Here is a 26,363-nt window from a genome sequence, read left to right as displayed (position 1 = left end):
GCGCATTTCCCGACGCCGAGGGCGCACACGGTGGTGCGCCGCCTGTGTGGTGATGGGGTACGCAGAGACGTGGGGAACCGGCTGTGACGCGAGAATTCCAAGGCAAGATCGAACTCGATGTGCGGGACTCGGAGGCGGACTGGGACGCCTTCCTCCCGTCGAAAGCCCCGAAGGGGGCGCCGAACGTCCTCCTCGTGCTGTTCGACGACACGGGCCAGGCGGCGTGGTCGCCGTACGGCGGGCGCATCCAGATGCCGACGATGGACAGGCTGGCGGCCGGGGGGCTCACGTACAGCCAGTGGCACACGACCGCCCTGTGCTCTCCCACGCGGTCGACGCTGCTGACCGGCCGCAACCACCACGCCAACGGGTTCGCGACCATCTCGGAGTCGAGCACGGGGTTCCCCGGGTACAACTCGCACATCCCGCCGAGCAATGCCACGATGGCGAACGTGCTGCGGGACGCCGGCTGGGCCACGTTCTGGGTCGGCAAGAACCACAACGTGCCGATCGACGAGTGGACGGCGGGGGCGTCGAAGAAGAACTGGCCGCTCGCGCAAGGCTTCGACCGTTTCTACGGTTTCGTCGGCGGCGAGACGAACAACTGGTTCCCGTCGCTGGCGGAGGACAACCACTACATCGACCAGCCGTACCTCCCCGAGCAGGGATATCACCTGTCCAAGGACCTGGCGGACCAGGCGCTGAGGATGCTGCGGGATGTGAAGCAGACCGAGCCGGACAAGCCCTGGTATCTGTGGTTCTGCCCGGGAGCCAACCACGCGCCGCACCACGCCCCTCAGGAGTACATCGACAAGTACAAGGGCGCGTTCGACGACGGCTACGAGGCATACCGTGAGTGGGTGCTGCCCCGGATGATCGAGCGCGGGCTGCTGCCGGAGGGCACGGAGCTGACCGCCATCAACCCGATGCCGCCAGGAACGTTCTCCCAGACGGACGAGGTGCGTCCGTGGGCGGAGCTCACCGACGAGGAGAAGGCGATGTTCTCCCGGATGGCCGAGGTCTTCGCCGGGTTCTCCGAGTACACGGACGCCCAGGTCGGCCGCATCGTCGACTACCTGGAGGAGTCGGGCCAGCTCGACAACACGCTCATCATCTACTGCGCGGACAACGGCGCATCCGGTGAGGGCAGCCCCAACGGCTCCGTGAACGAAGGCAAGGTCTTCGGAGGGTACCCGGACGACGAGAAGCAGAATCTGACGATGGTGGACGAGCTCGGCTCGCCGAACACGTACAACCACTACCCGACGGGATGGGCGGTCGCGTTCTCCACCCCGTACCGGATGTTCAAGCGGTACACGTACCAGGGCGGCGTCTGCGACCCGCTGGTGATCCACTGGCCGGCGGGCATCCGGAGTGCGGGGGAGGTGCGCAATCAGTACCACCACTCCACCGACATCGTCGCGACCATCCTGGATGTCTGCGGCGTGGAGATGCCGGACACGTATGCCGGCGTGGAGCAGCGCCCGCTGGACGGCGTGCCGATGACGTACACCTTCGACGCCGACCCGGACGGGCCGACCACGAAGGAGACGCAGTACTACGAGATGCTCGGCAGCCGGGGCATCTGGCACAACGGCTGGAAGGCCGTCGCCGAGCACGGGCCGGTGAGCGGCATGAGCGGTTTCGCGAACGACACCTGGCAGCTCTTCCACACCGATGTCGACCGGTCGGAGGCGCACGACCTCGCCGCAGACGACCCGGCCAGGCTGGAGGAGCTGAAGGCGCTCTGGATGGAGGAGGCGAAGCGCAACCTCGTGCTGCCGCTGAACGATCTGCAGATTATCGGCAACCCGAAAGACTACGAGACGTTCCTCGGCATGGAGTTCAAGGTGCCTGTGCCGCCGAGCGGCCAGTACACCTACTACCCGGGCACGTCCGAGGTCCCCGAACGGTCGGCGGCGAACACCCACGGCGTCTCGTACAAGGTGCTCGCCGAGCTCGACCTGACGGCCGACAGCCAGGGCGTCGTCTTTGCGCACGGCTCCCGCTTCGGCGGTCACGCCCTGTTCATCAAGGACGGGCAGGTGAACTACGTGTACAACTTCCTCGGCATCCCGCCGGAAGACGTCATCTCAGCACCCGTCCCCGGCCCGGGCAAGCACATCATCGGCGTGGAGTTCACCAAGGAGAGGATGGGCGAATACCGGGAGGGCATCGGCCCGCTGGCGCTCTACATCGACGACCAGAAGGTCGGCGAGAAAGAGATCCGCACGGTCCTCGGGCACTTCTCGCTCTGCGGAGAGGGCCTCTGCATCGGCTACGACAGCGGGGACGCGGTGTCCAGCCAGTACACCGGCTCCCGGTTCGAGTTCGAGGGAGGCACCATCGACAAGGTGGTGTTCGACATCGCCGACGACGCATACGTGGATGTGGAGGCGCACTTCGCGGCGGCGATGGCCCGCGACTGAGTACCCTTCAAGGGTGAGTGCACCCCTGACCAGCCAGGTTCCGGTCCCCGCCGGTTCGTTCAGCATGGGCTCCGCCGAGTTCTACCCGGACGAGCAGCCCGTGCACGTCCGGACGGTGGATGCGTTCCTCATCGACGCGCATCCGGTGACGAACGAGCAGTTCGCCGCGTTCGTCTCCGCCACCGGGTACGTCACGGTGGCGGAGCGTCCGCTCGACCCTGCCGACTTCCCTGGCGCGGACCCAGCGGACCTCGTGCCTGGCGGGATGGTGTTCACGCCCACCGCAGGGCCCGTGGACCTGCGCGACTGGCGGCAGTGGTGGCGCTGGGGAGCCGGCGCATACTGGCGGTTCCCGTTCGGTCCCGAATCGTTCGACGCCCTCGCGGAGCGCCCGACGCATCCGGTGGTCCAGGTGAGTTTCGAGGACGCGTCCGCCTACGCATCCTGGGCCGGCCGCCGCCTGCCGACCGAGGTCGAGTTCGAGTACGCCGCCCGCGGCGGCCTCGACGGCGCCCGCTTCGCCTGGGGCGACGACGAGCGCCCGGACGGCACGCTGATGGTCAACCGCTGGCAGGGCAGCTTCCCGTACCGCAACACGGGCGCGGCCGGCTACGAAGGAACCACCCCGGTGCAGACGTTCCCCGCCAACGGCTACGGCCTCTACGACGTGACGGGCAACGTCTGGGAATGGACCACCGACTACTACGCGCCCCGCCATGTGCCCCCGGATGCTGCCACCCCCATCGACGCAGGCTCCCGCCCCAGCCTCCTCGCCCCCGGCAGCGCGGAACCCGGCTCCCGCATCCCGCGCCGGGTGCTCAAGGGCGGCTCCCACCTGTGTTCGCCGGACTACTGCCTCCGCTACCGCCCGGCGGCGCGCTCGCCGGAGTCGGAGGACTCGGCGACGACGCACATCGGGTTCCGCTGCGCGGGGGATGCGGTGTAGGGGACGGTGTCCACCGGGATATCGGATGCCGGACACCGCATGCGCGACTCCGGATGCTGGATGCGCCTCCACGACCCGTGCTAGGTTGCCGATGAGGCACCGCAGCGATTCCGGCCTTACCCGCTCGCCGGAACGCCAGCCCCTGCCTCGTCTGGGAAACACCAACCTCCGAGAGTTGACACGTGACCTTCAGCGCGCCCGATCCGCGGCGCTCGTTCCAGGACGGGCGCGACCCATCGCCGGAAGAGACGTCGGACCCCGACGACATCCGGCTGCACGTCGACCGGACGATGCGGCCGAAACTGATCGCGCTCATCGCCGCGGGGGCATACCCGGCGGCGTCCGAACTGGTCCGCGAGAACTGGTTCGATCTGCTGATGAGCGTCGACGAGGAGCTCGGCGGCATCATCGACCGTATTCCGGCGTCGGCGCTGAGGGAGTGGCCCCTGCTGATGATGCTGGCCGGGATCATCTACAACGTGGTCCCGCACCGCAGGGTGAGGGGTCTTCGGTACTTCGCCGCCGCCGCCAGGGCGGCCCGCGCATCCCGTCGCGACGTCGACCAGGTGGACCGGGCGCTGATCCTCGCCAGCGAGAGCGCCGCGTACCGCTTGATCGGCCGGCCGGGCATGGGCATCGGTCCCGCGCGGGCGGCCGTGGCGGCACTCGACGGCCTCCCGGAACCGGAGCGCCGGTCGGTGCAGGCTCTCAGCAGGGTGTACGCCCACGTCGGGACGACGCAGTACTACGCCGGTCAGGTGGACGAGGCGCTGGAGACCTTCGAGAAGGGTCTCGCCGAGTCGCCCGAGACGGGGTACTCGCCCGGGTTCGGGAACCTCGCGATGCTGGCCGGTATCCGTGCTCTGCAGGGCGACCTGCTCGAGTCGGAGGCGTACATCGAACTCGCGAGGACCGGCGAATGGACCGAGATGCAGCGGTCCTGGTATCCGGGGACCTTCTACCGGATCGCCGAGGCGACCGTCGCCCTCGAACGGTTCGATGCAGCTGAGGCGCGCGAGCAGCTGGGCGCGATGGTGCACGACCGGCGCACGATCGAACACTGGCTCGCCATCGCCACCACGGAGGCGATGGCCGAACTCGTCGCCGGCCGCGCCGCCGTTGCCCTCGCGGAGCTCGACGGCTTCGCTGCGATGCGCGCAGCGGAAGGTCGTTCGTCGTCCGCCAGGGCCGCACTCGCGCCGACGCGCGCCCTCCTCCAGCTCGCCCTCGGCAACCCGGATGCGGCGGATGTGATCCTCCGCCGCGATCTGAGCGCCGGCGTCGAACGCCACATCGGCCGTGCGCGGGTGGAGCTCGCGCTCGGTCGTCACGGAGCAGCGCTCCAGGAGCTTCGCCACGTGGCGGGCGCGACGCCCACCCCGCGCCTCTCTGCCGCCGCCACCACGCTCGAAGCGGCAGCACTGCTGCGGTTCTCCGAGAGGATGCGCGCACGCGCGGTCGTCGAGCAGCTCGGTGCACTGCTCGACAGGACGGGTCAGCGACTCGTGGTCGCCCTGCTGCCCCCGCGCGACGTCGAGCGCCTCGTCTCCGCTTTCGGCGAGGCCGGCTTCGGGCACCTGTTCGACGGGATGCCGTTCCGCTCCCTGCTGCCCGAGATCGACAGGGAGAGCGTGCTGAGCGAACGTGAGCTGGCCGTCCTGCGCGCGCTGGTCGATACACCGACGATCTCCGTCATCGCCGCGCAGCTCGTCGTCTCGACGAACACCGTCAAGACGCAACTCCGCAGCATCTACCGCAAGCTCGGGGTCTCCAGCCGCGACGAGGCGATCGCCATCGCGCTGGAGCGCCACCTCGTCGTGCCCAGGGAGGAGGATTGACGCCGTCGACGCGCATCCTGCTGGTGCTGGCTTCGCTGGGTGCACTCACCGCCCTCGTGCTGCTGGCCCTCATCCCGGTCGGGGGACCGCTCGCCGCGTTCTCGCCGCCGCTCTACGCCCTGGTGGTCGCCGTCAACAGCGTGCTGCCGTTCCTGGCCAGGCGGATGCTCGGCTTCCCGTTCGCTGCGACGTTCGTGTCGTTCTTCGCCGGGCTTCTCACCGGTGCCTTCAGCTCCATCGGCTTCCTCGTGCTCGTCCCTCTGGTGGCAGGAAGCCTGACCTTCGACCTCGTCGTCAGCCTTCTGAACCGGATCCGGCGTGACCGGCGACCGGGCGAGTGGCGGTGGGCGGTCGCGGCGGCCGCATCCGGTGTCGTGCTGTTCCTCGTGTCGCTCCCGGTCTTCTCGCCGGGCGACCTGATCCCGTCGATCCTCGTCGTCACGCTGGTGGCGAGGGTCGCCGGGCAGCTGGCCGCGTCGCTGCTCTCGCGCGTGCTGGCCGCGCGGCTCGCGCGCGCCGGCATCTCGGCCTGACGCGCGTTCGCACCTCCTTCGGGGGTGGACGGGCGGGATGTTCGGGCGCTGTGCGCTCGCGGAAGGTGATCGCGGGGTGAAAACCGTCCCGCGCGGTCGCGGCGGTTGATATTCCTGAGGTTGGCTCGGCCTCCGTTGCCGACGATCTCGCCCGACATCGTCGGCGCCGTGCCCATCCCTTCTGTGTTCTTGGGGGACACGCTTGCTCACGCGCCTTCGCTCCATTCTGTCCACCCGTCTGTCCGCTCGCGCGGCAGGACGGCACGCCGCACGTCGTACACTTCGCGCTCCGGCGTCCGTCGCGGTCGGTGTCGTCATCGCCCTCGTCGGGGCCGTTGCCATCGGCGCGCCGGCGGCCAACGCCGACGACCTCGGATCGGGCGTCCTCAACCTGTCGAAGACGTCCACGGTGGCCGACGCCGACCAGGGCACGCAGTTCATCTACACGCTCAACTTCGGCTGCTCGTCGACTACGACCGGATGCGTGGACGCCACGATCACCGACCCGGTCCCCGCCCCGCTGACCGTCGTCGGCACCCCCACCGTCGTCGGCGGAGGCGCGGTCGTCACCGTCACGGGCGGCACGGTGAAGGCCGTCTTCAACGACCCCGTCCCCAACACCACCCCGGCGAGCCCCGGACTGGCGGCGGGCGCGACGGGCACCGTGCAGATCCAGGTGAAGGTGCCGGATGCGCTGGCCAAATCGTTCGACGGACAGGTCCTGACCAACACCGCCGGCTTCACCGCGTCCAACGCGACGACGGTGAACGCATCTACGCCTGTCACCCTGCACGTGCCCGACGTCATCGGAGCGACCGCGTCGAAGACCTGGACACCGTCGTCCACCCAGTACACGCCCGGCGAGCAGTCGACCGCGACCATCACCGCTGTCAACGCCTCCAACATCGGCGCGACCACCATGACCATCGCCGAGCCGGCCGACCCGACGGCCGTCGGCGGCGTCTTCGACTTCTACGACGTCGCCGGATTCGGAGCAGTGGACTTCCCCGACGGCGCCGACCGGGTGCAGGTCGTGGCGATCACGGCCGGCGGAACGGTGCCAGGTCCTGTCGGCACGACCGCCGTCCTTCCCTCGTCCGTGAACGCGGGAGACGTGATCGGCCTGAAGCTCGTGTTCAGTTCGAGCAGCGGCTCGGCGATCACGCCGGCCGCCTCCGGCTCCGTCGACGTCACGTTCGCGCAGCGCGCAGCGAACCGCAGGGACGCCTCCCCGCTCGTGACGGGCGGCACGCGCGTCAACGGGGTCACCGCGAGTGTCAGCACCGGGGGAGGCGACGCGACCTCCTCGGTCGCCACGGCCTCCCAGGTGGTGGCGCCGCTGACCGTCAGCGTCTCCGCCGACAAGAGCTTCAGCATCCAGCAGCTGCCAGCCGGTCAGTCCACCACCGCCACGCTGACAGCCAAGAACACCTCGACGGGACGTCTGAGCTCGCTGTCGATTCAGGAGCCGGGAAGCGGGACGTTCTTCTCGAACACGATCGTGTTCGGCGGCTTCGGCTCCGGCGCTGCGTGGCCGGAGGGCGCGACGGCAGCGGTCGTGAAGTGGTCGGTCAACACCGGCACGGCCCCTGCCGACTCGTCGTTCACGGAAGCGTCCGGCCTGCCGGCGCCACCGACGCTGTCCGGTGGGCAGTACATCTCCGCGTTCACGGTGACATACACCGGCTCCATCGCGACCGGCGCGACCGCGAAGCTCCCCGTCACGGTGAACACCACGACGGCGGCCGGGCCGGCCGGTTCCGGATTCACGACATACCCGAACGCTGCGACCGTGACAGGAAGCAACGCGGCGGGCAGCGCGAGCGACACGGCCTCCGCCAACCTCGACGTGTACTTCCCCGAGGTCGACCTCGCGCTCGACAAGACCATCACCCCCGCGACGGTCATCCCCGGCGGCGCCAGCCTGGTGCAGCTCTCCGCGCAGACTCCTGCCGGCACGAGTTCGGTGCGCCCGACCTCGATCGTCGTCACCGAACCGCAGGACACCGCGTCCGCTCCGTACTGGAACGCGTTCGACGCCACGGCCATCGCCCCGACCTCCGTGCCGGAAGGCTCGACGCTGACGGTCGAGTACACGACCGACGGAACGACCTGGAAGACCCTCGACACCGTCGACGCCACCTCCAGCGCGAAGACGTACTCCGCCGTGCTCGACACCGAGCTCCCGAACGGGACCACGCACACCGACGTGCGCGGCCTCCGGTTCACCTTCGCCGACGCCGACGGCTTCGGCCAGGCCACCAACGTGCGCCCCACCATCGTCTTCGTCGCCCGCGGAACGCTGCGCGACAACTCCGGGCCGACGAACCCCGGTGCATACCCGGCGACCACGCCGTACGAGAACTGTGCGCTGAGCACGGCGAGCGGCACCGTCAACGGCGGCACCGCCATCACCAGCCGTCCCGCCGTCGACTGCGCCACCGCGAACGTGCAGGCGACCGCCGGCGGCCCGGGCCCGCTGATCGCGAGCAAGTCGTGGGACGGCACCAAGGTCCTGCAGGCCCAGTCCGGCACCACCACCGGCGTCACCCTCGGCTGGGGCACCCAGACGACGGGCGTCCAGTCGATGACGATCCAGGACTCCGCGACGCCCTCCCCGGTGTCCGGCAGCGTCTTCCAGGCGTTCGACCTGGTGAGGATCGACGCCATCACCCCCACGTCGACCGGCGGCGCGACGTTCGACCCGCTGATCCGCTACGACAAGGTCTCGAAGGTCGAACTGTTCGACGGCACGGACTGGAACGACATCACGGCCAAGGCCTGCCCGTCGGCGAGCAGCTGCGACGGCACCTTCCCCGGATACACCCTGAGCACGGCCGAGCGCGCGAGCACCCAGGGTGTGCGGCTGACCGTGATCGAGAGCCCGAACCGCGCAGCGGCCATCGCGTCCGCCGGCGACCCGACAGCACCGAGCGTCGGAAGCGGCGTCGCCAGCGCGTCGGCCGGTGCATTCCCGGGTGCCAGCACCTCGGCGCGCACGATGCACCTGGACCTCCGCATCCGGAACACGGTGCGCGGAGGGGCGGCGACCGACTGGGTCACCGGCACCCGTGAGTACAACATGGCCGGTTCGCCGGGCGCGGTCGACAACAGCGTGCTCGTCGGTGGCATCCCGTTCACCGGGGCGCCGTTCCAGCGGACCGCGGACGACCACGTGACGATCATCGACCCGACCTTCACCACCAAGGTGACCAAGACGGCCAACCCGACCACGCTCGTGATCCCGCAGCTGGATGTGCCCGCCGCGTCGTACCCGTCGACCACGTACACGACCACCATCGCGAACTCCTCGACGAGCAACACCTGGCAGCTCAGGATCAGCGACCCGGTCGACTGCACGAACGCCGCCACCACCGCTCCGTGCGTCTTCGGACCGTACGATCCAGCGGCGAACCCGTTCGACAAGCTGGCCCTGACCAAGATCGCCGTCGACCTGAGCGCCGCCGCCGGCGTGCAGACGTCGCAGAGCGTCGTATCGCTGCTGCACCGCGCCTCCGACGGCACGCTCAGCACCGACACGAAGACCATCGCGCAGGCCACCGCGCTCACCGCCGCACAGCTCGCCGATGTGGTGGGCGTGAGTGTGCTGCTGCGCGGCACGAACGCGCAGGGCACGGACGGCAGCGGCGCCACCATCGCCCCGGGACAGAAGGCCACTGTCACCCTGACCGGTCAGCTGCTCCCGGCCAGCCGCGCGGCCGGCACCGCCCCTGCCGCCGGGATGTTCAACAACACCGTGTTCGGCACGCTGCACGACGACGTCTACCCGGCGGTCGTGGCCGCTGACACGCAGTCGGCCGGAGTGACGCTCGCCAACGGCAACCTCCAGGTCACGACGGCGAAGACCTTCAACCCGGCGAGCACCCTGCAGGCCAGCCCGGTCAACCCGATCCAGGTCAACCTGCGCGCTCGGTCGACGGGGACCCTCTCGCCGAAGTCGGTCACGATCGAGGACTCTGCTCCGACCTTCTGGAACGCGTTCACATTCAGCAGCTTCAGCATCCTGGCCGTTCCCACCGGCGCCGACCGGGTGACAGTGGATGCGCAGACCGGCCAGGGTTCGACGGCCACCTGGCACGCGGGCACCGCATCCACTGTCGGCAGCGCCGCACTCCCGTCCGGGGTGTTAGCGGCGGACGTGACAGGCGTGCGCGTCACCTTCACCAGGGCGGACGGCGCCAGCTTCGCCGCCAGCAACAACGTCGACAACCTCCGGGTGAACGTCAGCCTGCGCTCCGCGCTGCGCGACGGGTCCGGGCCGGTCACCTCCACGGTCTCGCCGACCCCCATGCCCGGCGAGACCGTGGCGGGCACCGTGTCTAACACCGTGTTCGCCGACGCCGCGTACAACGACGTCCACGCCACCAGGGCGCAGGCGACGGCCACCTTCACGGTGAGCCCGGGTACCGCAGCCATCGCCGTGGAGAAGACCAGCCCCGGCCAGGCGGCTGCGGGCAAGGAGGTCAACTGGACGCTGCGGTTCAAGAACACCGGCACCGGCCTCCTCCCCGATCCCGTCGTCGTCGACACGCTTCCCGCGGACGGCTCGTTGCTGTTCGTCCCGACCAACGTGCCGATCTACTCGACGTCGACCGGCGGAAAGCTGCCGACCGACCCCGCCACGGTGACGCGCGCCTTCGACCCGGCAACGGGAACCATCCGGTTCACCTGGCCGGCCGGTTCGCAGCTCGCTCCGGGGGAGACGTACAGCATCACCATCGCGCTGCAGATCAAGCCGGGGCTCGCCCCGGCCAGCTCCGCCGTCAACACCTTCGGCGTCAGCACCGGGCGTACGCTCACCGCACCCGCGTGCACGGCGCTCAACCCCGGAAACGGTCGTGGTGCGTCGTTCGCGGCCAACACCTGCTCGACCACGAACGTCGTGACCACTCTCTCGCAGGGCTCGTTCACCGCATCCAAGGGCGTCGCCTCCGACAGCGGCATCGCTCAGAACGTCAACAACGCGGCGATCCCGTGCACGGCGGACACGGACGGCTTCTATCGCTACCCGTGCGCGGCGGTCAGCGCCATCGGCGACACCGACCACTGGAAACTCGAGATGGTCAACGGCGGCAACGTCGCTGCGAAGAACCTGACGGCGGTGGATGTGTTCCCGTACCCCGGTGACGTCGGCGTCGTCGACCCGTCCCCGCGCGGCTCCGTGTTCACTCCGCGGTTCAACGGCGACGTCGCGTTCCAGGCGACCGGCGGCACCGCGGGAGCCAGGATGGACTGGTTCGTCACCACAGCGGCCCAGCCGTGCGCCACGGAGATCTCGCCGGGTGCCGGCGCCTGCCCGGCGGGCGCGTGGCTGCCGTCCTCGGCGGTCGGTTCGTCCGTCGACGCGGCGGATGTGACCGGCATCAAGATGGTGTTCGACTTCAGCGGCGCCCCTGGCGCGGTGCTTCCTGCGGGGGCGGGCGTGAAGGTCACGTACTCGACGACCAACATCCCGACCACCGCATCCGGTGACCACCGGGCCCCGGTGAATGCCCCTGTCACCGGTGTGCGGGCCTGGAACTCGTTCGGCTTCTACCCGACGTACGCGACGGGAACGCAGCCGGCCGGACCGCAGGAGCCGATCAAGGCGGGCGTCATCCTGACCGGCGGCCCCCTGCAGATCACGAAGTCGGTCACCGGGGTAGCCGCGGCGTACGCCCCGACGAGCTTCGACGCCGACGTGGCCTGCACGGTCGCCGGCGCGAACGTGGACCTCGGCGCGGCGAAGACGGTGACGCTCAGCGACGCGAACGCGTACACCGCGCGCATCGACGGCATCCCGGTCGGCGCATCCTGTGCGGTGACCGAGCATGGCGCTCCCGGATCGTACGGGGAGTCGACCCGCACGGTGACACCGTCGGCCGTGACCATCGCGGCGGCAGCGGACGCGAGCCAGCCGGTGCCGGCCGGGCAGTCGGTGGCGATCGTCAACGACTACGCGACCACGCAGCTGACCGTCACCAAGAAGGTCGACACCGCGGCGACGGGCGCCTCGTTCGGGCCGTTCGCCTTCGCACTGACCTGCACGAGCGCGCTCGGCGCGGCGATCCCGCTGGCCGCCGGAGACGAGGCGTTCACCCTCGCCGACGGCGCATCCCGCACCATCGCCGACCTCCCGATCGGCGCGAAGTGCGCTATCACGGAGACCGACAGCGACGGCGCGGCGACGAGCCCCAACCACGTCGGCATCGCGTTCGACGGCGCCGCGGAGACGGCGGGCGACACCGCGACCGTCACCCTGGCGGGAGCCGTGGGCGGCGACACCGTGCTGGTGACCAACCACTACGCTGCGGGAACGCTGGCCGTCACCAAGACGGTCGACGGGGATGCGGCGGCCGGCTACGGCGACGGACCGTTCACCATCCACGTGCAGTGCGTCTACGACGGTGCGCAGACGCTCTTCGACGGGGACCTCTCCATCCTCGGCGGGCAGACGCTGCCCGTGCCGGGCGTGTTCCCCGCGGGCACGGAGTGCTCCGTGGTCGAGACCGTGGACGGTGGCGCGACGGCGAGCACGGTCGATACCCCGACCGTCGTGATCCCCGGCGCGGCGGACGGCACGGTGCCGGTCGTCACCGTCAATGTGACCAACACGTTCTCCGCCGGTGCTGTCACCATCACCAAGAAGCGGACAGGCGACGGGGCGGCGACCTACGGCGATGGTCCGTTCACCGCTCAGCTCACCTGCACCTGGGTGAAGGACGGCGTGACCTCCACCATCCCGCTTCCCGCCGGAGGGAAGGTCGTGCTCGACAAGGCCAACGGATACACGGCCACCGTCAGCGGGCTGATCCAGGGTGCGCACTGCGACACCGTGGAGTCGGCGACGGGCGGCGCGTCCGCCGTCACCGTCGCACCGGCAGCGGGCGTCACCGTTCCGGCGGGCACACCTGCGGAGGTGACCATCACCAACACCTTCGACACGGGATCCCTCGTCATCGACAAGAAGCGGATCGGTGACGGCGTCAAGCAGTTCGGCGACGGACCGTTCACCGTCGAGGTGACCTGCACGTACCGGGTCGACGGGGTCACCACGCCGATCGACCTCGGCGCGCGCTCGAAAGTGGTGCTCGACGCGGCCAATGGATACACGGCGACCATCGACGACCTCATCGCCGGGGCATCCTGCTCCATCGAGGAGACGGACGCCGGGCTCGCCACGTCCACGACGCTCGATCCGGCGGATGGCATCGTGACCATCGCCGACGGCGCTGCGGTGACCGTGACGGTCACCAACCGCTTCGACGTCGGTCACCTGAGCATCCAGAAGAGCGCGAACCGGCCGACGGCCACGGTCGGCGACACCATCGTCTACACGATCGTCGTCACCAACGACGGCCAGCTCGACGCGAAGGACGTCGCCGTGACCGACACCATGCCGAAGGGCCTGAGCGTGGTTTCGACCTCCCCGGCGGCGACGGCGAAGGACGGCGTGCTCGGCTGGACGATCCCCGCGATCGCTCGCGGCGCGTCCGCGACGGTCACGGTGACCGCGAAGCTGATCGCGCCGGTGACCACCACGAACCGCGCCAGCGTCGAGACGCCGACTGGCCCGTGGGACCCGTCCAGTGCATCCGGCACCTGTGGCGCCGTGGGGGTGGCCTGTGCGACGGTGACCGACCCTCCAGCGGCATCGACCGGCTCGGGCACCGGATCCGGCCTCGCGGCCACCGGTTCCGACCTGCTGGCTCCGCTGTGGCTGGCGCTGCTCGCACTGACCGGAGGGTCACTGCTGTTGACCGCAGGACGGCTGAGCAGGAAGCTGCGCCCACGGAAGCGCTGAGGTCGCTGACGTGAGGGATGCGGGGGTCGCCGAACAGGCCACCCCCGCATCCGGCGTCACCCCTCCAGCTGCGGGTCGGTCTTGAAGCCGACCAGCTTGTGCGTCCCGTCGCAGTACGGCTTGATGGTCGACACCCCGCAGCGGCACAGCGCCACCGTGCGCCGATGCTGCGGGATGGGCTCGCCGTCGGAGCCGAGGATCGTCACCTCGCCGCGCACGAGCAGCGGGCCGTCCGTGCAGGCGACGATGGTCGGCTGACGCTCTGCGGCGGTCACGCGAGCACCGGCTCCCTGTCGCGCAGCGAGCTGCGACCCGCCTGCCAGCACTCGATCATGTGCGCGCCGACCAGGCCGTCGACATAGAGGCACGCGCGTGCGCCGAAGACGATGTCCGGCAGCAGCTCCGGATGCTCCTCCGCGAGCCCGCCGGCGAGGTCGCGCCCCGCGATCTGCTCGTGCACGGCGTCCGCCTCGACGTGCTCGTCGAAGTAGTCGGTGACGTCCTCGCCGAAGCCCAGGCGGCGGAAGCCGTTGCCGTACATCCTGTTGGGAATGGAGGACGTCATCTCGAACGCGGCCAGGTGCCCGGCGATGGCGCCGCGGAGGCGACGGTTGATGCCGAACATCGACATCATGGTGAACGAGGCGAGCGTCACGGCCGGCACGCTGTCGATGTATGCGCCGTACGTGTCGTCCAGGCCGACGCCGCGGACCGTCTTCGCGAAGATGGCGTAGTGCATCCGGTCGGGGTCGCCTCCGCCGTACTCGTCGGACTGCACCTCGACCAGTGCGGCCTTCGCCCGTCCGGTGAGGCGGGGGATCGCCCAGGAGTGCGGGTCCGCCTCCTTGAGCGTGTAGATGGAGCGCTGCATGACGAACTCGATCGCCTGCTCCTTCGTGGCCTTCTTCGCCAGGTAGCGGGACAGGCTGGGTCCGGAGTCCTCGCCGGTGACGGCGAACAGGTACGACGCGACGGCCTCCGCGTCTGCGGCGGGAAGCTCGCCGAGGTCGATGCGCTCGCGCAGCTGCCGCTCGAACAGGTCCTCGATGGAGGTGCGCATGGTCACCTGGGTGGGGTGCCACTCCCAGCGGTCGTCGGTGTCGACGACGCCGCCATAGGAGAGTCCGTAGCTGAGCAGCAGGGTGAGCTGGAGGTCGTCGTCGGTGAGGAGGTCCGGCTCGCCCGCGAGTGCTTCGGTGGCGAGGTCGAGTGCGCGCGTCATCGCGGCGGAGTCGCGGTCCGCCAGCTCGGAGAGCGCGGCGAGCAGCTGCGCGCTGATGGGTCCGCGCGGGGTAATCGGTGCAGTCATGCTCCGACCGTGACCCCAACCCCGGATGCAGTCAACCGGGTTGTGGGCGGGCGGTTTCGCTGCATCCCGTGGTCGGCTGACGCCGCCGTTCACCGCCGCCGCGTAGACTCCGCTCCCGACCGAAAGGAACCCCATGTCCGACAAGCCCACCGTGCTCTTCGTCTGCGTCCACAACGCGGGCCGCTCCCAGATGGCCGCCGGCTTCATGCGGGAACTGTCCGGCGGGGCGGTCGACGTGCTCTCCGCAGGCTCGGAGCCCAAAGCCGACCTGAACCCCGTGGCCGTGCAGGTGATGGCGGAGGAGGGGATCGACATCGCGAACCAGGTGCCGAAGATCCTCACCACGGATGCGGTGGCGGACTCCGACGTGGTGATCACGATGGGCTGCGGAGACACCTGCCCGATCTTCCCCGGCAAGCGCTACGAGGACTGGGAGCTCACCGACCCCGCCGGGCGCCCCGTCGAGGAGGTGCGCCCGATCAGGGACGAGATCAAGCAGCGGGTGCAGAGCCTCCTCGCGGAGATCCTGCCTCAGGCGGCGTCCGGCGGGAACTCCGCCGGGTAGGGCTCCGCGAAGTCGGCCGAGCGGCTGACCGGCGCCCAGGCGAGGTCGTCGGCGAGCAGGCGGCGGTCCTGGGCGACGCTCATCTCGGTGGCGTTCACGCCGAGCGGGAGGTGCTCGGGGATGCTGCTGCGCTTGGCCACAGCCACGAGGATCCCTGCGGCGCGTGCCGGGTCTCCTGCCGGGCCGTCCGTGTTCTGGCGCATCCGCCTGTTCATCGCGCCGACCGTCTGCTCGTACTGCTCTGGTACATCGCGGACCTCCATCGACGAGCCGGCCCAGTCCGTTGCGAAGCCGCTCGGCTCCACGACGAGTACCTTCACGCCGAAGGGCGCCGTCTCCACGCGGAGCACGCGGCTGAACCCGTCGATGGCGAACTTCGCCGCCTGGTACGACGCGATGCCGGGGGAGCCGCCGACGCGGCCGCCGACGGACGAGAACTGGATGACCAGACCGCCGCCCTGCGCCCGCAGCAGCGGGATCGCCGCCTTGGAGACGTTGTACACGCCCCAGAAATTGGTCTCGAACTGGGTGCGGAAGTCGTCGTCGTCCGTCGACTCGATCGGCGACACGTTCGCGTAGCCGGCGTTGTTGACGATGACGTCGACCGAGCCGAACCTGTCGCGGGCGGCGCCGAGCGCATCCCCGGCCTGGGCGGGGTCTGTGACGTCGAGCTGCAGCGGGAGGATGCGGTCGCCGTACGAGGCGACGAGGTCGTCGAGCTGTTCGGGGCGGCGGGCCGTGGCCGCGACGCTGTCGCCCGCCTCGAGGGCGGCGACGGTGAGTGCGCGGCCGAAGCCGCGGGATGAGCCGGTGATGAACCATGTCTGTGTCATGCAGTTAATAAAACACTGTTTCTTTAACTAATGCAACCTCGTTGCGCTAAACTCGTCCCGTGACGCCGACCGAGCAAGCAGACACCGCGTTCCAGCGCGCCCGTTCCCCCGAGGCGAAGGCCGCCAGAGAGCAGGCGATCCTGGATGCGGCACGCGCGCTCGCCACGCGCCGCGGCATCCGCGAGGTCACCCTCACCGACATCGCCGACGAGGTCGGGATGCACAAATCGGCCATGCTGCGCTACTTCGAGACCCGCGAGGAGATCTTCCTGCGCCTCACCGCCGACGGCTGGCGCGAGTGGACCCCGGCGGTCTGTGAGCGCATCCTGGCCGCATCGTCGACGTCCGGCGTCGCCGCTGCCTTCGCCGCGACCCTCGCCGAGCGCGGCACCTTCTGCGACCTGCTCGCCCAGGCCCCCATGAACCTGGAACGCAACGTGTCCGTCGATGCCGTCCGCGCGTTCAAGCTCACGACAGGCGCCTCCCTCGACCAGCTCGTCGACGCGGCGACCGCGACGCTTCCCGGCCTCACCCGCCCGGCCGCCATCGACCTCGTCGCCACCGCCACGTCGCTCGCCGGAACGTTCTGGCAGATCTCCACGCCGCCCCCGCCGATCGCGGAGCTCTACCGCTCCGACCCACGCCTCGGACATGCGCTGATCGACCTCGAACCGCGCCTCCGCCGCATCCTGACGGCGTACCTGGATGGCGCGGTGACGTCCTAGCGGACCGCATCCCGGGCGGCGGATGTCCCTGCAGACCTCCACAACGGGAAGTTCGTCAAGGGGGTGGTGCATCCCCGTGCAGCGCGGAGCGTGAGAGACGTCGGCGCTCGCCGGCGGGGGAAACACCCACACCAGGACGGCCAATGGAGGTCTCATGTTCTTTCACGTGCAGAATCTGATCAACGACATCGCGCAGGACGAGCCGGATCCGGCGGCGGCCAACGCCCTGCAGGAGGGGCTCGGCGGCCAGTTCGGCGAGATGCGCACGATGATGCAGTACCTGTTCCAGGCGATGAACTTCCGCGGTCCGGCGGCGAAGCCGTACCGCGACCTCATCCAGGGCATCGGCACCGAGGAGATCAGTCATGTCGAACTGATCGGCACGACCATCTCGCGGCTGCTCGACGGTTCGCCGCGCTACCAGGGCAAGCCGACCGATACGGTGGACAAGCCGGGATCCGGGGGAGCGATCCCGCTCAACATCGCGCTGTCCGAAGGCAACATCCACCACTACCTCGTCGGCGCACAGGGCGCGATGCCGGTGGATGCGGCGGGCAACCCGTGGCTCGGGAGCTACGTCTACAACTCGGGCAACCTCGTGCTCGACCTGATCTACAATCTCATGCTCGAATCCACCGGGCGGCTGCAGAAGTGCCGCATCTACGAGATGACGGACAACAAGACGGCGCGGTCCACCATCTCGTACCTGATCGTGCGCGACCAGGCGCACGAGAACGCGTACGCCAAGGCGCTGGAGACGCTCGGGGTCGACTGGAACAAGCTCCTGCCGATTCCGAAGACCAACGCCGAGAGCTTCCCCGAGGTGAAGAAGCTCGTCGACCTCGGCCTGCAGAGCAAGCAGTACACGTTCGACCTCGCCGGTCAGTCCGAAGCCGGCCGGATCTTCCAGGGGCTGTCCCCGTCGAACGACGGCACGAACCTCGACGCCAGCGAGCAGGCGCCGGCGGGAATCCCCTCCGTCATCGCGCCCGAGCGGTTCGAGGAGTTCGCCCCCGGACTCGACCCGGAACTGCTGAAGCTCATCCAGGCGACGGCCGACCTCGAACTGGCAGAGGTGGATGCGATGTTCGGGCCGGTGACGACGCCCAAGTAGCCGCCACGCAGCAGGAGCCGGTGCTCGCGGTCACGCCGCCCGCACGCCCCGCGGACTTCGCAGGGCGACGGCGGTCGTGATCGCGAGCACCACCACGCCGATCGCCTCCACGATCACGGTCTCCGGCACCAAGGTGAAGTTCCAGGACTCGGTGATGCCGAACAGGCCGACGGTGAGCGCCAGAAGCAGGGAGGCCAGGCTCGCGATGACGAACAGCAGGCTCAGCACCGTCGCGATGGCGAGGAACCGGCCGCGGAGGGCGAGCATCCCGATGGCCAGTACGATGCCCGCGATGCCGTTGAGCACGAAGAGCACGCCGAGCAGGCCGCCGACGCCGTCGAAGAGAAGGAAGATGTGGATTCCGGCGATCACGAGGAGCGCGATCGCGCTGATGATGCGAAGGACCCTGAGGGCCGAGCCGCTGTCGTTCATGGGTGTACCTGCTTCCGGGGAGATCGGGCGGATGGGGACCACAGGGAGAACACGAGATGGATGCGCGGGAGGTTCACGGCTGAGGCGTGAAGCTCATTCGGCGCAGCCGGTCCTCATTAAGGCCGACTTGAATCGATTTCACTGAAACGTAATCATCAATCTATCGAAATACGACGTATTTCATGGATGATGAGGTCGGATTGGATAGAGAAATGAAGGCACGATATAAGGCTTTGACCGGCGTTCTGGCTGCGGGTGCGCTGACTGCCGGAGCGTTGCTCGGTGCGGGGCCGGCAAACGCCTATGTGAGCTATCCCGAAGGCGGGACCTGGGACTACGGCAACTCGGGGCGCACGTGGTCGGACTACCATCACCCCTCGAAGTTGCACCGGTCGACCGCGTGCAACTCCGTCACCTGTCTCCGCTCAGCCGACACCGCCAGGGGATCGTGGTCGCGCGCGTCGGTCTCGTGGACCGTGACAGGAAACACCTGGTACTACTACAACTACTGAGGGCGGTGGGGTGGCGCAGGCCACCCCGCTCTCCTTCTCGAAGGCTCCCGATGAAGAACTCTGTTTTCGGACGTGCGCTGGCTATTGTCGCGACGACCCTCGCGCTCGCTGGATGCTCGCAGTCGCCGCCCGAGCCTACCCGACCAGCGAACGCGACAGCTGCCGAGATTCCCGAGTTCACGGGCGCGTGGGCGTCCGACTTCGCATCGGCGTACCGACGAGCCACGACGGACTTCGAGCGAAGCGCGTTGAGCGATGGCGTCGTCACGGAGGCAGAATTCGCCGAGATGGAGGACCGGTTCTCCACCTGTATGCACGACAAGGGTGTCGAGTTCACGGGGTTCAATCCGGGAGGCGGCTACGAGTTCCGCCCAGGAGCGGGCATGACCAGCGAAGACGCCAATCGTGTCGCGGACGAATGCTCGGCCCGATCCGGTCTGGATACCATCGGTCAGCTCTTCTTCGCTCAACATCGCAATCCCCAGAACCTCGACGATGCGACGATCATCGCCGCGTGCCTTGTGGAAAGGAGAGTTGTTCCGCAGGGGTATTCGGCGCACGACTACACTCGCGACGCCCCCATGAAATCATTCCCTTTCGTCAGCGCGAGCATCGGGGAGAAGGCACTGGACGCGTGCAGCCGAGACCCGCTCGGACTCTTGCTTGCGGAGAGCGAGAAATGAGCAGGGCTTCTCGGATCGCGGCAGCGCTCCGACCCTGGACGGGCGACGGGCGTCGGCCCCGTCAGCCTCCGTATGCCGAGAGGAAGCGGTCGCGGAACGTATCCATCCGCCACACCGGCGCCGTGGGTGATGGGAGCATCCCGGGCTGCCAGCCCCAGGAGGAGATGCGCTGCATCACCGCCGGGTCTTTGGCGATGATGCTGATCGGGACATCGTGGGTCGCGTCCGCGCCGCTGACCACGCGCGCAGGCTGGTGGTCGCCGAGCACGACGAGCACCAGGTTCGGGTCGTCGAACGTGGTGAGGAACGAGAACAGGGAGCCCATCGTGTACTGGATCGACTGCCCGTAGAGCTGCTGGACGTGCGCCGGGTCCTGCCAGACGACGCTCGGAGGCAGACCCTGCTCCGGCTGCCCGTCGAAGATCGAGCCGTCTCCGACCGCCGGCCAGGGCACGGGATGCGGCAGGGGCGTCCACGGGGTGTGCGACGAGACGAAGTCGATCTCGGCCATCAGCGGTGCGTGCGGCTTCGCGAGCTCGTGCTGTTGGAAGGAGGAGAGCGTGTACTGATCCGGCACTCTGGCATAACTGAATTTCGGGCCTCGGTAGCCGACGTTCTTCGCGTTGAGCTGGCTGTCGAAATGGTAGAACGAGCGCCCCACCGGCCACGGTTTGGTGTCGGACGGCACGTCGCTGATGGTCCGCCAGCCCACACGCCGGAAGGCGTCGCTGAGGGTGAGCCGCTGACCGGAGGTGACCTGGTCGTACTTCTGCTGCGAGTCGATCCAGAGGCCGGTCTGCAGGGTCGAGTGCGCGAGCCAGCTGACGCCACCGAAGGTCGGAGAGGTGAGGAAGGCACTGCGCTCGGAGTATCCGTGGGCCGCGAGTTGCGCATCCCCGTCGCGGAGCACGGCATCCACGCCGGGGGAGAACGAGGAGCCCTGCACGGCGGTCTGGCCGTAGCTCTCGACGAACGCGACGATGACGTCTTTGCCCTTCAGCCCGGTGAGGAGGTCGGTCGGGGGCAGCTGCGCATACGGGTCTTCGGCTCCTGCTCGGTCGAATGCGGCCTGATCGCGGGCGACCGCGACGGCCTGGTCGGCCTTCGCTGCGGTGACGGTGACGGCGTCCGCCGCGGCAACCGGCTCGCCGGGCACGAGCTGCACCCCGACGATGGCGAGAGCGAGCCAGCCCGCCGTGACCGCCGATGCGCCGATCATGGTGGGCGCCCGGCGGTGGCCGAGGACGGCGGCCAGATGCAGCAGGGAGGCGGCGACCGCGGCGGTCGCGCCGACCACGGCCACGGCGAGCAGCACGAGGATGAGCACGGCGAGCACCGGGCCGGTGGAGTCGCTGACCACGCCATAGCCGTCGGCGAGCTCCGGCCAGCCGGTGAGCACGTCGAAGGTGCGCCCGACGGTCTCGGTGAACGCGCGGTCGAGCGCTGCGCCCAGGGTGACGAGCACGATGAGCACCGCGAACAGGATCGCGACGACGCGGCGCGCGGCGGCCCACGGCAGGAATACGAGCAGCACGAGCGCGACGACCGCGTCGAGCGGGACGCGCAGGAGGGCGAGCGTCGACCAGGATGCGACGATGCCGGGCGCGAGGGAGGCGACGAACAGGGTGACCGCGGAGAGGACGGTCGCGGTGGCGGCCCTGAGCCGGGGGCGGCGAGGGCGGCGGGGGCCAGAAGGGCGGGGGCGCGACGCCATCAGAGCCGCCTCGCCGCCACGCTCGCCGCCATTCCCGTCCCCGCCGCGCCCACACCCTCTGCGAACCGCCCGGACAGCGCATACCGCAGCAGCACCACATCCCCGATCGTGCGCGCCTCGGCCAGCGTCGCCCTCCGCTCGCCCGTCCACGGGAACAGCGCGTCGCCCACGAACCGCGGCGCCCTCCTGTCCCCGACGAACAGCGGGGCGACCGCCAGCTGCAACTCGTCCACGATGTCGTCGGCGAGGAACTGGGTCAGCGTCGTCCCTCCGCCCTCCACCATGAGCCGCCGCACGTCGCGGTCGCCGAGGTCGGAGAGCAGGTCGGCCATCCGCACGTCGTCCCCGAGCTGCACCACCGTCGCCGTGCCGCCCAGCCGCCGCCGGATGCGCCGCTCCGCACCGCGCGGACAGTAGACGAGCTTCTCGGTGTCGTCTTCGGCGAAGAACGCCGACCGGGGGTCGAGGTCGCCGGAGGCGGTCACGGTCACCTTCCAGGGCGAGCGCCCGCGTCCCGTCTCCGCGCGGCGGCCCTGCCGTTCCTCGCTGTGCACGAGCAGGCGCGGGTTGTCGAGCCGGATCGTGCGCGCGCCGACCATGATGGCGTCGCTCGCCGCCCTGACCTCATCGACCCTGTCGAAGTCCGCCGGGTTCGAGAGCGCCAGCCTCGGCGGGCGTGCCGTGTCCAGGTAGCCGTCGAGTGAGACGGCGCAGCTGATGGTCACGTACGGGGAGTCGGCCATGATGGCTCCTTCTGTGGACGATGGATGCGAGTGCCGCCGCGATCACTCCCGGCAGGAGGGACACGATGGCGAGCACGCCGAACAGGGTGGCGGCGGAGATGCCGGCCGCGGTGCCGAAGCCCGCCACGGCGAACGCCCAGCCGGCCGCTCCCTCGCGGGGACCCCATCCACCGAGGTTGAAGGGGATGGATGCGGCGAGCAGCACGACCACGGCGATGGCGAGCATCCGGAGCGGAGGCACGCTCGCGCCGACCGCCGCCGTTGCAATGGCGAAGGTGGCGAGGTGGCAGGCGACGACGACGATGGATGCGCCCACCACGCGCACGGCGACCGTCGCGGAGCCGAGGCCCAGCCGCACCGCAGCCGCCTCGCGCCGGAGCACGGTGCGCACCCGCGCGCTCGCCAGGGCGGCGACGGCCGCCACCGCGACGACGAGCACGACGCCCGCCCCGGCGACGGGCAGGAGTACGCCGCCGAACCCGGCGCCGGCGACCGCCAGGACGATCACGGTGAGCACGAGCTGCACCAGCTGTCCGACCGTGCGCTCCACCGCGACCGCCCGCGCGGCCATCGCGAGGCTCTGCGCACGGCGGCCGTGGTCGACGGCGCGGTGCACGTCGCCCACCACCCCGCCCGGCAGCACGCTGTTGATGAACTGCGACCGGTAGTACATCCCGACCGCGCGCGGCCAGGGCATCCCCACGCCCAGCCGTCCGGCGATGACGTTCCACCGCCAGGCGGCGGCTGCCGTCGCGGTGGCGGTGAGCAGGATCGACGCACCGATCACCGGCGGGTCTATGCTCTGCAGCCCGTGCAGGAACGGGCCGGTGCCGACGTGCAGCGCGACCGCCACGAGGATGCCCCCGCCGACGATCACCCGGACGGCGACGCCGAACCAGCTGGACCGCACGATCGCACGCATCAGCGCGGCCAGGCCAGCACGTCGAGGTGGTAGACCACGGCGGAGAGCTCCCCGCGGTCGAGGTGGCGGCCGCGCAGCTCCCGGTAGCCGCCGAGCGTTTCGACCAGTTCGGGCTCCTGTTCCTCGGCGGCGCCCACCCACCCGTCGAACCACTCGCGCAGCAGGCGCGGTTCGTGGTCGTCGAGATGCCAGCTGGTGCGGGCCTGGCGCACCCGCCAGCCCGCCTGCTCGAACAGCCCGCGCACGATCGGTCCGGCATACCGCCCGAGCAGCCGCCGGCCGCCGACCTCACGACGCTGGTGCGCGTTGAACGCGTCGCCGACGGCCTTGTCGCGCGCATCCCACGGCCGCAGCTCGACCTCGCCCGTCACGCTCAGCGAGAGGAAGACGGGGACGCCCGCCAGCACGCACGCGTCCACGATGGCGTGCGCCTCGGCCGCGGTGAGCACATCGAGCAGCGCGGACGCCGTGACCAGGGATGCTCCGCCCAGGTCGGCGGCGGTGAGCCGGTCGAGCTCGCCGACGGAGGTGCGGATCGCGACGGGCGCGCCGCCGGTATCGAGCGGACGCGGCCCGTCGAAGGCCCGGGCGGTGAGCGCTTCGTTCCAGTCGTGCAGCACCCAGGTCTGCGGCCCGGGCAGCAGGGGAGCGAGCCAGCGCATCAGCGAGCCCGTCCCGCTGCCGAGATCGTGCACGGTGTGGCGGCCGTGCGGCAGCAGTGGAGGGATGTGCGCCGCCAGGTCGCCGGAACGCGCCGTGGCGTCCTCGCCCTCGCGGAGCGCCAGCCAGTCGCTGCTGACCTCCAGGATGTCGCTCACGATCGCACCGCCGTTTCCGCACTCGCCGCATCCGGCACCCGGGCGAGCGCAGCGGCCACCACCTGCGCGGTCGACGCCCACGTCGTGGAGGCGCCCCGCGCATCCATCGCCGCCGCGCGCAGCTGGTGTCGCCGGGCCGGGTCCTTCCACCACTGCCGCAGCGCGACGCGCAGCGCCCATGGGTCGTCGGGCGGCACGATCATCGCCGCCCTCCCGTCGCCGATCGCCTCCACGATGCCGCCGACGCCCGTGGCGAGCACCGGGATGCCGCGCGCGATGGCTTCGGCGGCGACCATCCCGTAGCTTTCGACGCGCGACGGCACGACGACGAGGTCGGCCTGCCCGTACGCCTCGTCGAGCGCGCGGCCGGCGAGCACGCCGGTGAACGCGACCCTGTCTGCGATCCCGGATGCTGCCGCGCGGGCCGACAGCGCCGCGGCGAATTCGGGGGCCGTCGCGAGCGAGCCGACGAACGTGCACGACCAGCCGTCGATGTCCGCCAGCCCGGCGAGCGCCGACACCAGCAGGTCCTGCCCTTTGTGCGGCGCGACGGCGGCGACGCAGAGCAGGCGCCCACCGGTTGCGGACGGTTCAGACGGCGGCGCCGCATCCACCCCCGGATGCGCGACCACGATGCTGCGCGGGTCTGCGGCATCGCGCGCGATCAGCTCGGAACGCGTCCAGGCGCTGGTGGCGACGATCAGCTCCGCAGAGCGCAGGGTGTCGCGTTCGCGGTCGTCCTGCTCGGGCGCGACCATGTGCGCCAGCACGACCAGGTGGAGGCGTCGGGACTGCTCGGCCACCGCATCCGGGTGCTGCGCGACGAGCAGGCCGTCGATGAGGGCGAGCGCACCGTCGGGCAGCCCGCTCAGGATGCGCCCTGCGTGCCCTTCGCCGTCGGCGACCGTGAGCATCCGGAGGTCGCAGCCGTCGGTCAGCAGCCCGTCGCGGAGACGCAGGTCGTAGACGTTCCCGCCGCTCACCCGCGCCGGGTCGTCCACCGCCTCTGGCACGAGGAAGAACACCGGCCGCGCGTTCACAGCGACCTCGAGTAGCTCGCCCACGCGATGTGCGACTCGTGCATCGTGACGGAGATCGAGGTGACGCTGTTTCCGCCGAGCGCGCCCTCCGCCATTCGTGCGGCCAGCCGGTCGGCCACCACCCGGCAGAGCACTTCGGTGGTCGTGTTGATCCCCGCGAACGCGGGATCGTCGTCCAGGTTGCGGTAGGTCAGCGCTCCGGTGATCTCCGCGAGGGCAGCGCCGGCCCGGCCGATGTCGATCACGACGCCGTCCGCATCCACGTCGTCGGCGCCGAAGGTGGCATCGACGATGAAAGTGGCGCCGTGCAGTCGCTGGGCGGGGCCGAAGAGGTCGCCGCTGAAGCTGTGGGCGATCATCAGGTGGTCGCGCACCGTCACGGTGTATGGCATCAGGCATCCGTCCAATCGATCGTGTGGCAGAGGTCGGCCGTGCGTCCGTCGGCGAGCGCGGCCATCACCCGCGGCAGGTCGCGCCACGACGACTCGCGGGTCAGCAGCACGTCGAACGCCGGGTCGCGCAGCAGGTCGACGGCGAGCGCGAGACGATCGCGGGTGGTGCGGCTGCCCCGTCGCCGTGGAGGTACGGAGCCCACCTGGCTGGCCCGGATGGTGAGGCGCCTGGCGTGGAAGTCGGCCCCGAGCGGCAGGCTGACCGGCCGATCCCCGTACCAGCTGGCCTCGATCACCTCACCCTCGGTGACGACGGTTTCGAGGGCGAGCCGCAGCCCGGCCTCCGCGCCGCTCGCGTTGACGACGATGTCCCTGTCTCGCGGAGCATCCTCCGGCAGGGCGAACCCGACCCCGAGCCGCGCGGCGACCTCGCGCTTCGACGGGTCGGTGTCCACCAGCACCACCTCCACACCCGGGATCCCGGCCGCGAGCCGGGCGACGCTGCAACCGATCATCCCGGCGCCGACCACTGTGAGCCGGTCGCCCAGCAGCGGGGCAGCATCCCACAGCACGGTGACGGCCGTCTCGACCGCGCCCGCCAGCACCGCCCGCCTGGCCGGCACGGCATCCGGGACGGGCACGACAGCATCCACGGGGACGACGAACGCCGACTGGTGCGGGAACAGGGTGAAGACGGTGCGCCCACGCAGTGCGGACGCTCCGTCCTCGACGACGCCGACGTTGAGGTAGCCGTATTTCACCGGCCACGGGAAGTCGCCCTCCTGGAACGGGGCGCGCATCCTGTCGTGCTCGCTCTCCGGCACGCGCCCGCCGAGCACGGTCGTCTCCGTGCCCCTGCTTACCCCGGTGTGCAGCGTGCGCACAAGCACCTCGCCGTCGCCGGGCGCGGCGAGCGGTGCCGAGCGCAACGATCCGGTGCCAGGACCGTCGATCCAGAATGCGGTTGCCTCGACCACGTCCCCTCCTCGGTGAACCATCGGTGCGCGCGTG

21 protein-coding genes are annotated in these 26,363 nt (G+C 70.1%); 10 read left to right on the top strand and 11 right to left on the bottom strand.

Annotated elements, in window-relative coordinates; genetic code table 11:
- Window positions 1-83: 83 nt before the first annotated feature.
- From AC1ROC_RS14900 to AC1ROC_RS14880, 5 genes are all read left to right on the top strand, one after another.
- The gene (locus tag AC1ROC_RS14900; protein ID WP_493001103.1) at window positions 84-2,429 is read left to right on the top strand and encodes an arylsulfatase; all 2,346 of its coding nucleotides are present in this window, start codon (window positions 84-86) and stop codon (window positions 2,427-2,429) included.
- A 13-nt stretch (window positions 2,430-2,442) separates the two neighbouring features.
- Entirely contained in the window at window positions 2,443-3,375 is a 933-nt protein-coding gene (locus AC1ROC_RS14895) for a formylglycine-generating enzyme family protein (protein WP_281727829.1), read from the top strand.
- A 182-nt stretch (window positions 3,376-3,557) separates the two neighbouring features.
- The gene (locus AC1ROC_RS14890; RefSeq protein ID WP_493001100.1) at window positions 3,558-5,213 is read left to right on the top strand and encodes a helix-turn-helix transcriptional regulator; all 1,656 of its coding nucleotides are present in this window, start codon (window positions 3,558-3,560) and stop codon (window positions 5,211-5,213) included.
- Complete coding sequence (locus tag AC1ROC_RS14885) at window positions 5,210-5,746, top strand: hypothetical protein (protein ID WP_168688499.1); 537 nt, start codon at window positions 5,210-5,212, stop codon at window positions 5,744-5,746. Before AC1ROC_RS14890 ends, AC1ROC_RS14885 begins: the two co-directional genes overlap by 4 nt.
- Window positions 5,747-5,948: 202 nt before the next feature.
- Window positions 5,949-13,550, top strand: coding sequence for a DUF5979 domain-containing protein (locus AC1ROC_RS14880; RefSeq protein ID WP_493001098.1), 7,602 nt, complete (start codon window positions 5,949-5,951; stop codon window positions 13,548-13,550).
- Window positions 13,551-13,606: 56 nt separating this feature from the next.
- On the opposite strand, the gene AC1ROC_RS14875 is transcribed toward AC1ROC_RS14880, so the two are convergent.
- Both AC1ROC_RS14875 and AC1ROC_RS14870 read right to left on the bottom strand, forming a co-directional pair.
- Entirely contained in the window at window positions 13,607-13,825 is a 219-nt protein-coding gene (locus AC1ROC_RS14875; protein WP_168688500.1) for a CDGSH iron-sulfur domain-containing protein, read from the bottom strand.
- Window positions 13,822-14,859, bottom strand: a complete 1,038-nt coding sequence (locus AC1ROC_RS14870) for an iron-containing redox enzyme family protein (protein WP_143466097.1) — start codon at window positions 14,857-14,859, stop codon at window positions 13,822-13,824. The genes AC1ROC_RS14875 and AC1ROC_RS14870 overlap by 4 nt, the downstream gene beginning before the upstream one ends.
- 133 nt (window positions 14,860-14,992) lie before the next feature.
- Between AC1ROC_RS14870 and AC1ROC_RS14865 the strand changes: the two genes are divergently transcribed.
- Window positions 14,993-15,424: an arsenate reductase ArsC gene (locus AC1ROC_RS14865; RefSeq protein WP_493001095.1), complete on the top strand. Its 432-nt coding sequence runs from the start codon at window positions 14,993-14,995 to the stop codon at window positions 15,422-15,424.
- On the opposite strand, the gene AC1ROC_RS14860 is transcribed toward AC1ROC_RS14865, so the two are convergent.
- Window positions 15,391-16,257, bottom strand: a complete 867-nt coding sequence (locus tag AC1ROC_RS14860; RefSeq protein WP_168688503.1) for an SDR family NAD(P)-dependent oxidoreductase — start codon at window positions 16,255-16,257, stop codon at window positions 15,391-15,393. The genes AC1ROC_RS14865 and AC1ROC_RS14860 overlap by 34 nt on opposite strands.
- A 59-nt stretch (window positions 16,258-16,316) precedes the next feature.
- On the opposite strand from AC1ROC_RS14860, the gene AC1ROC_RS14855 reads away from it, so the two are divergent.
- Together AC1ROC_RS14855 and AC1ROC_RS14850 are read left to right on the top strand one after the other, a co-directional pair.
- Window positions 16,317-16,982 carry a TetR/AcrR family transcriptional regulator gene (locus tag AC1ROC_RS14855; RefSeq protein WP_493001093.1) on the top strand — a complete coding sequence of 222 codons (666 nt, stop codon included), beginning with the start codon at window positions 16,317-16,319 and terminating at the stop codon, window positions 16,980-16,982.
- A 154-nt stretch (window positions 16,983-17,136) separates the two neighbouring features.
- Complete coding sequence (locus tag AC1ROC_RS14850; RefSeq protein ID WP_085371373.1) at window positions 17,137-18,096, top strand: manganese catalase family protein; 960 nt, start codon at window positions 17,137-17,139, stop codon at window positions 18,094-18,096.
- 30 nt (window positions 18,097-18,126) lie between these two features.
- Here the strand turns inward: AC1ROC_RS14850 and AC1ROC_RS14845 are convergent, their stop codons facing one another.
- Window positions 18,127-18,528: a hypothetical protein gene (locus tag AC1ROC_RS14845; RefSeq protein WP_493001091.1), complete on the bottom strand. Its 402-nt coding sequence runs from the start codon at window positions 18,526-18,528 to the stop codon at window positions 18,127-18,129.
- A 182-nt stretch (window positions 18,529-18,710) separates the two neighbouring features.
- On the opposite strand from AC1ROC_RS14845, the gene AC1ROC_RS14840 reads away from it, so the two are divergent.
- Complete coding sequence (locus tag AC1ROC_RS14840; RefSeq protein WP_493001089.1) at window positions 18,711-19,040, top strand: lactococcin 972 family bacteriocin; 330 nt, start codon at window positions 18,711-18,713, stop codon at window positions 19,038-19,040.
- Between the two features lie 50 nt (window positions 19,041-19,090).
- Window positions 19,091-19,723, top strand: coding sequence for a hypothetical protein (locus tag AC1ROC_RS14835; protein ID WP_493001087.1), 633 nt, complete (start codon window positions 19,091-19,093; stop codon window positions 19,721-19,723).
- Between the two features lie 61 nt (window positions 19,724-19,784).
- On the opposite strand, the gene AC1ROC_RS14830 is transcribed toward AC1ROC_RS14835, so the two are convergent.
- From AC1ROC_RS14830 to AC1ROC_RS14800, 7 genes are read right to left on the bottom strand one after another with little or no spacing between them, the layout of a single operon-like run.
- A complete protein-coding gene (locus AC1ROC_RS14830) occupies window positions 19,785-21,437 on the bottom strand; it encodes an alkaline phosphatase family protein (protein ID WP_493001084.1) in 1,653 nt (550 codons plus the stop codon).
- Complete coding sequence (locus AC1ROC_RS14825) at window positions 21,437-22,180, bottom strand: RibD family protein (protein ID WP_493001082.1); 744 nt, start codon at window positions 22,178-22,180, stop codon at window positions 21,437-21,439. The genes AC1ROC_RS14830 and AC1ROC_RS14825 overlap by 1 nt, the downstream gene beginning before the upstream one ends.
- A complete protein-coding gene (locus AC1ROC_RS14820; RefSeq protein WP_493001080.1) occupies window positions 22,062-23,102 on the bottom strand; it encodes a lysylphosphatidylglycerol synthase transmembrane domain-containing protein in 1,041 nt (346 codons plus the stop codon). The genes AC1ROC_RS14825 and AC1ROC_RS14820 overlap by 119 nt, the downstream gene beginning before the upstream one ends.
- On the bottom strand, window positions 23,102-23,920 hold the full coding sequence (locus tag AC1ROC_RS14815; RefSeq protein WP_493001078.1) for an SAM-dependent methyltransferase: 819 nt from the start codon (window positions 23,918-23,920) through the stop codon (window positions 23,102-23,104). The genes AC1ROC_RS14820 and AC1ROC_RS14815 overlap by 1 nt, the downstream gene beginning before the upstream one ends.
- On the bottom strand, window positions 23,917-24,984 hold the full coding sequence (locus tag AC1ROC_RS14810; protein WP_493001076.1) for a glycosyltransferase family 4 protein: 1,068 nt from the start codon (window positions 24,982-24,984) through the stop codon (window positions 23,917-23,919). Before AC1ROC_RS14810 ends, AC1ROC_RS14815 begins: the two co-directional genes overlap by 4 nt.
- Window positions 24,957-25,352, bottom strand: coding sequence for a 6-pyruvoyl trahydropterin synthase family protein (locus AC1ROC_RS14805; RefSeq protein ID WP_493001074.1), 396 nt, complete (start codon window positions 25,350-25,352; stop codon window positions 24,957-24,959). Before AC1ROC_RS14805 ends, AC1ROC_RS14810 begins: the two co-directional genes overlap by 28 nt.
- Window positions 25,352-26,329: a zinc-dependent alcohol dehydrogenase gene (locus AC1ROC_RS14800; protein WP_493001072.1), complete on the bottom strand. Its 978-nt coding sequence runs from the start codon at window positions 26,327-26,329 to the stop codon at window positions 25,352-25,354. The genes AC1ROC_RS14805 and AC1ROC_RS14800 overlap by 1 nt, the downstream gene beginning before the upstream one ends.
- Between the last annotated feature and the right edge of the window lie 34 nt (window positions 26,330-26,363).

The sequence above is a fragment of the Leifsonia sp. GW821-FHT13C05 genome (genome assembly GCF_058806515.1).
The sequence above is the reverse complement of the archived record's forward strand: the minus strand, read 5'-3'. Positions and strand labels throughout refer to the sequence as shown.

Coding starts and splice junctions, on each gene's coding strand:
- AC1ROC_RS14870 (WP_143466097.1), bottom strand. CDS start 14,859: ATGACTGCACCGATTACCCCGCGCGGACCCATCAGCGCGCAGCTGCTC.
- AC1ROC_RS14865 (WP_493001095.1), top strand. CDS start 14,993: ATGTCCGACAAGCCCACCGTGCTCTTCGTCTGCGTCCACAACGCGGGC.
- AC1ROC_RS14860 (WP_168688503.1), bottom strand. CDS start 16,257: ATGACACAGACATGGTTCATCACCGGCTCATCCCGCGGCTTCGGCCGC.
- AC1ROC_RS14850 (WP_085371373.1), top strand. CDS start 17,137: ATGTTCTTTCACGTGCAGAATCTGATCAACGACATCGCGCAGGACGAG.
- AC1ROC_RS14845 (WP_493001091.1), bottom strand. CDS start 18,528: ATGAACGACAGCGGCTCGGCCCTCAGGGTCCTTCGCATCATCAGCGCG.
- AC1ROC_RS14840 (WP_493001089.1), top strand. CDS start 18,711: ATGGATGATGAGGTCGGATTGGATAGAGAAATGAAGGCACGATATAAG.
- AC1ROC_RS14835 (WP_493001087.1), top strand. CDS start 19,091: ATGAAGAACTCTGTTTTCGGACGTGCGCTGGCTATTGTCGCGACGACC.
- AC1ROC_RS14830 (WP_493001084.1), bottom strand. CDS start 21,437: ATGGCGTCGCGCCCCCGCCCTTCTGGCCCCCGCCGCCCTCGCCGCCCC.
- AC1ROC_RS14825 (WP_493001082.1), bottom strand. CDS start 22,180: ATGGCCGACTCCCCGTACGTGACCATCAGCTGCGCCGTCTCACTCGAC.
- AC1ROC_RS14820 (WP_493001080.1), bottom strand. CDS start 23,102: ATGCGTGCGATCGTGCGGTCCAGCTGGTTCGGCGTCGCCGTCCGGGTG.
- AC1ROC_RS14805 (WP_493001074.1), bottom strand. CDS start 25,352: ATGCCATACACCGTGACGGTGCGCGACCACCTGATGATCGCCCACAGC.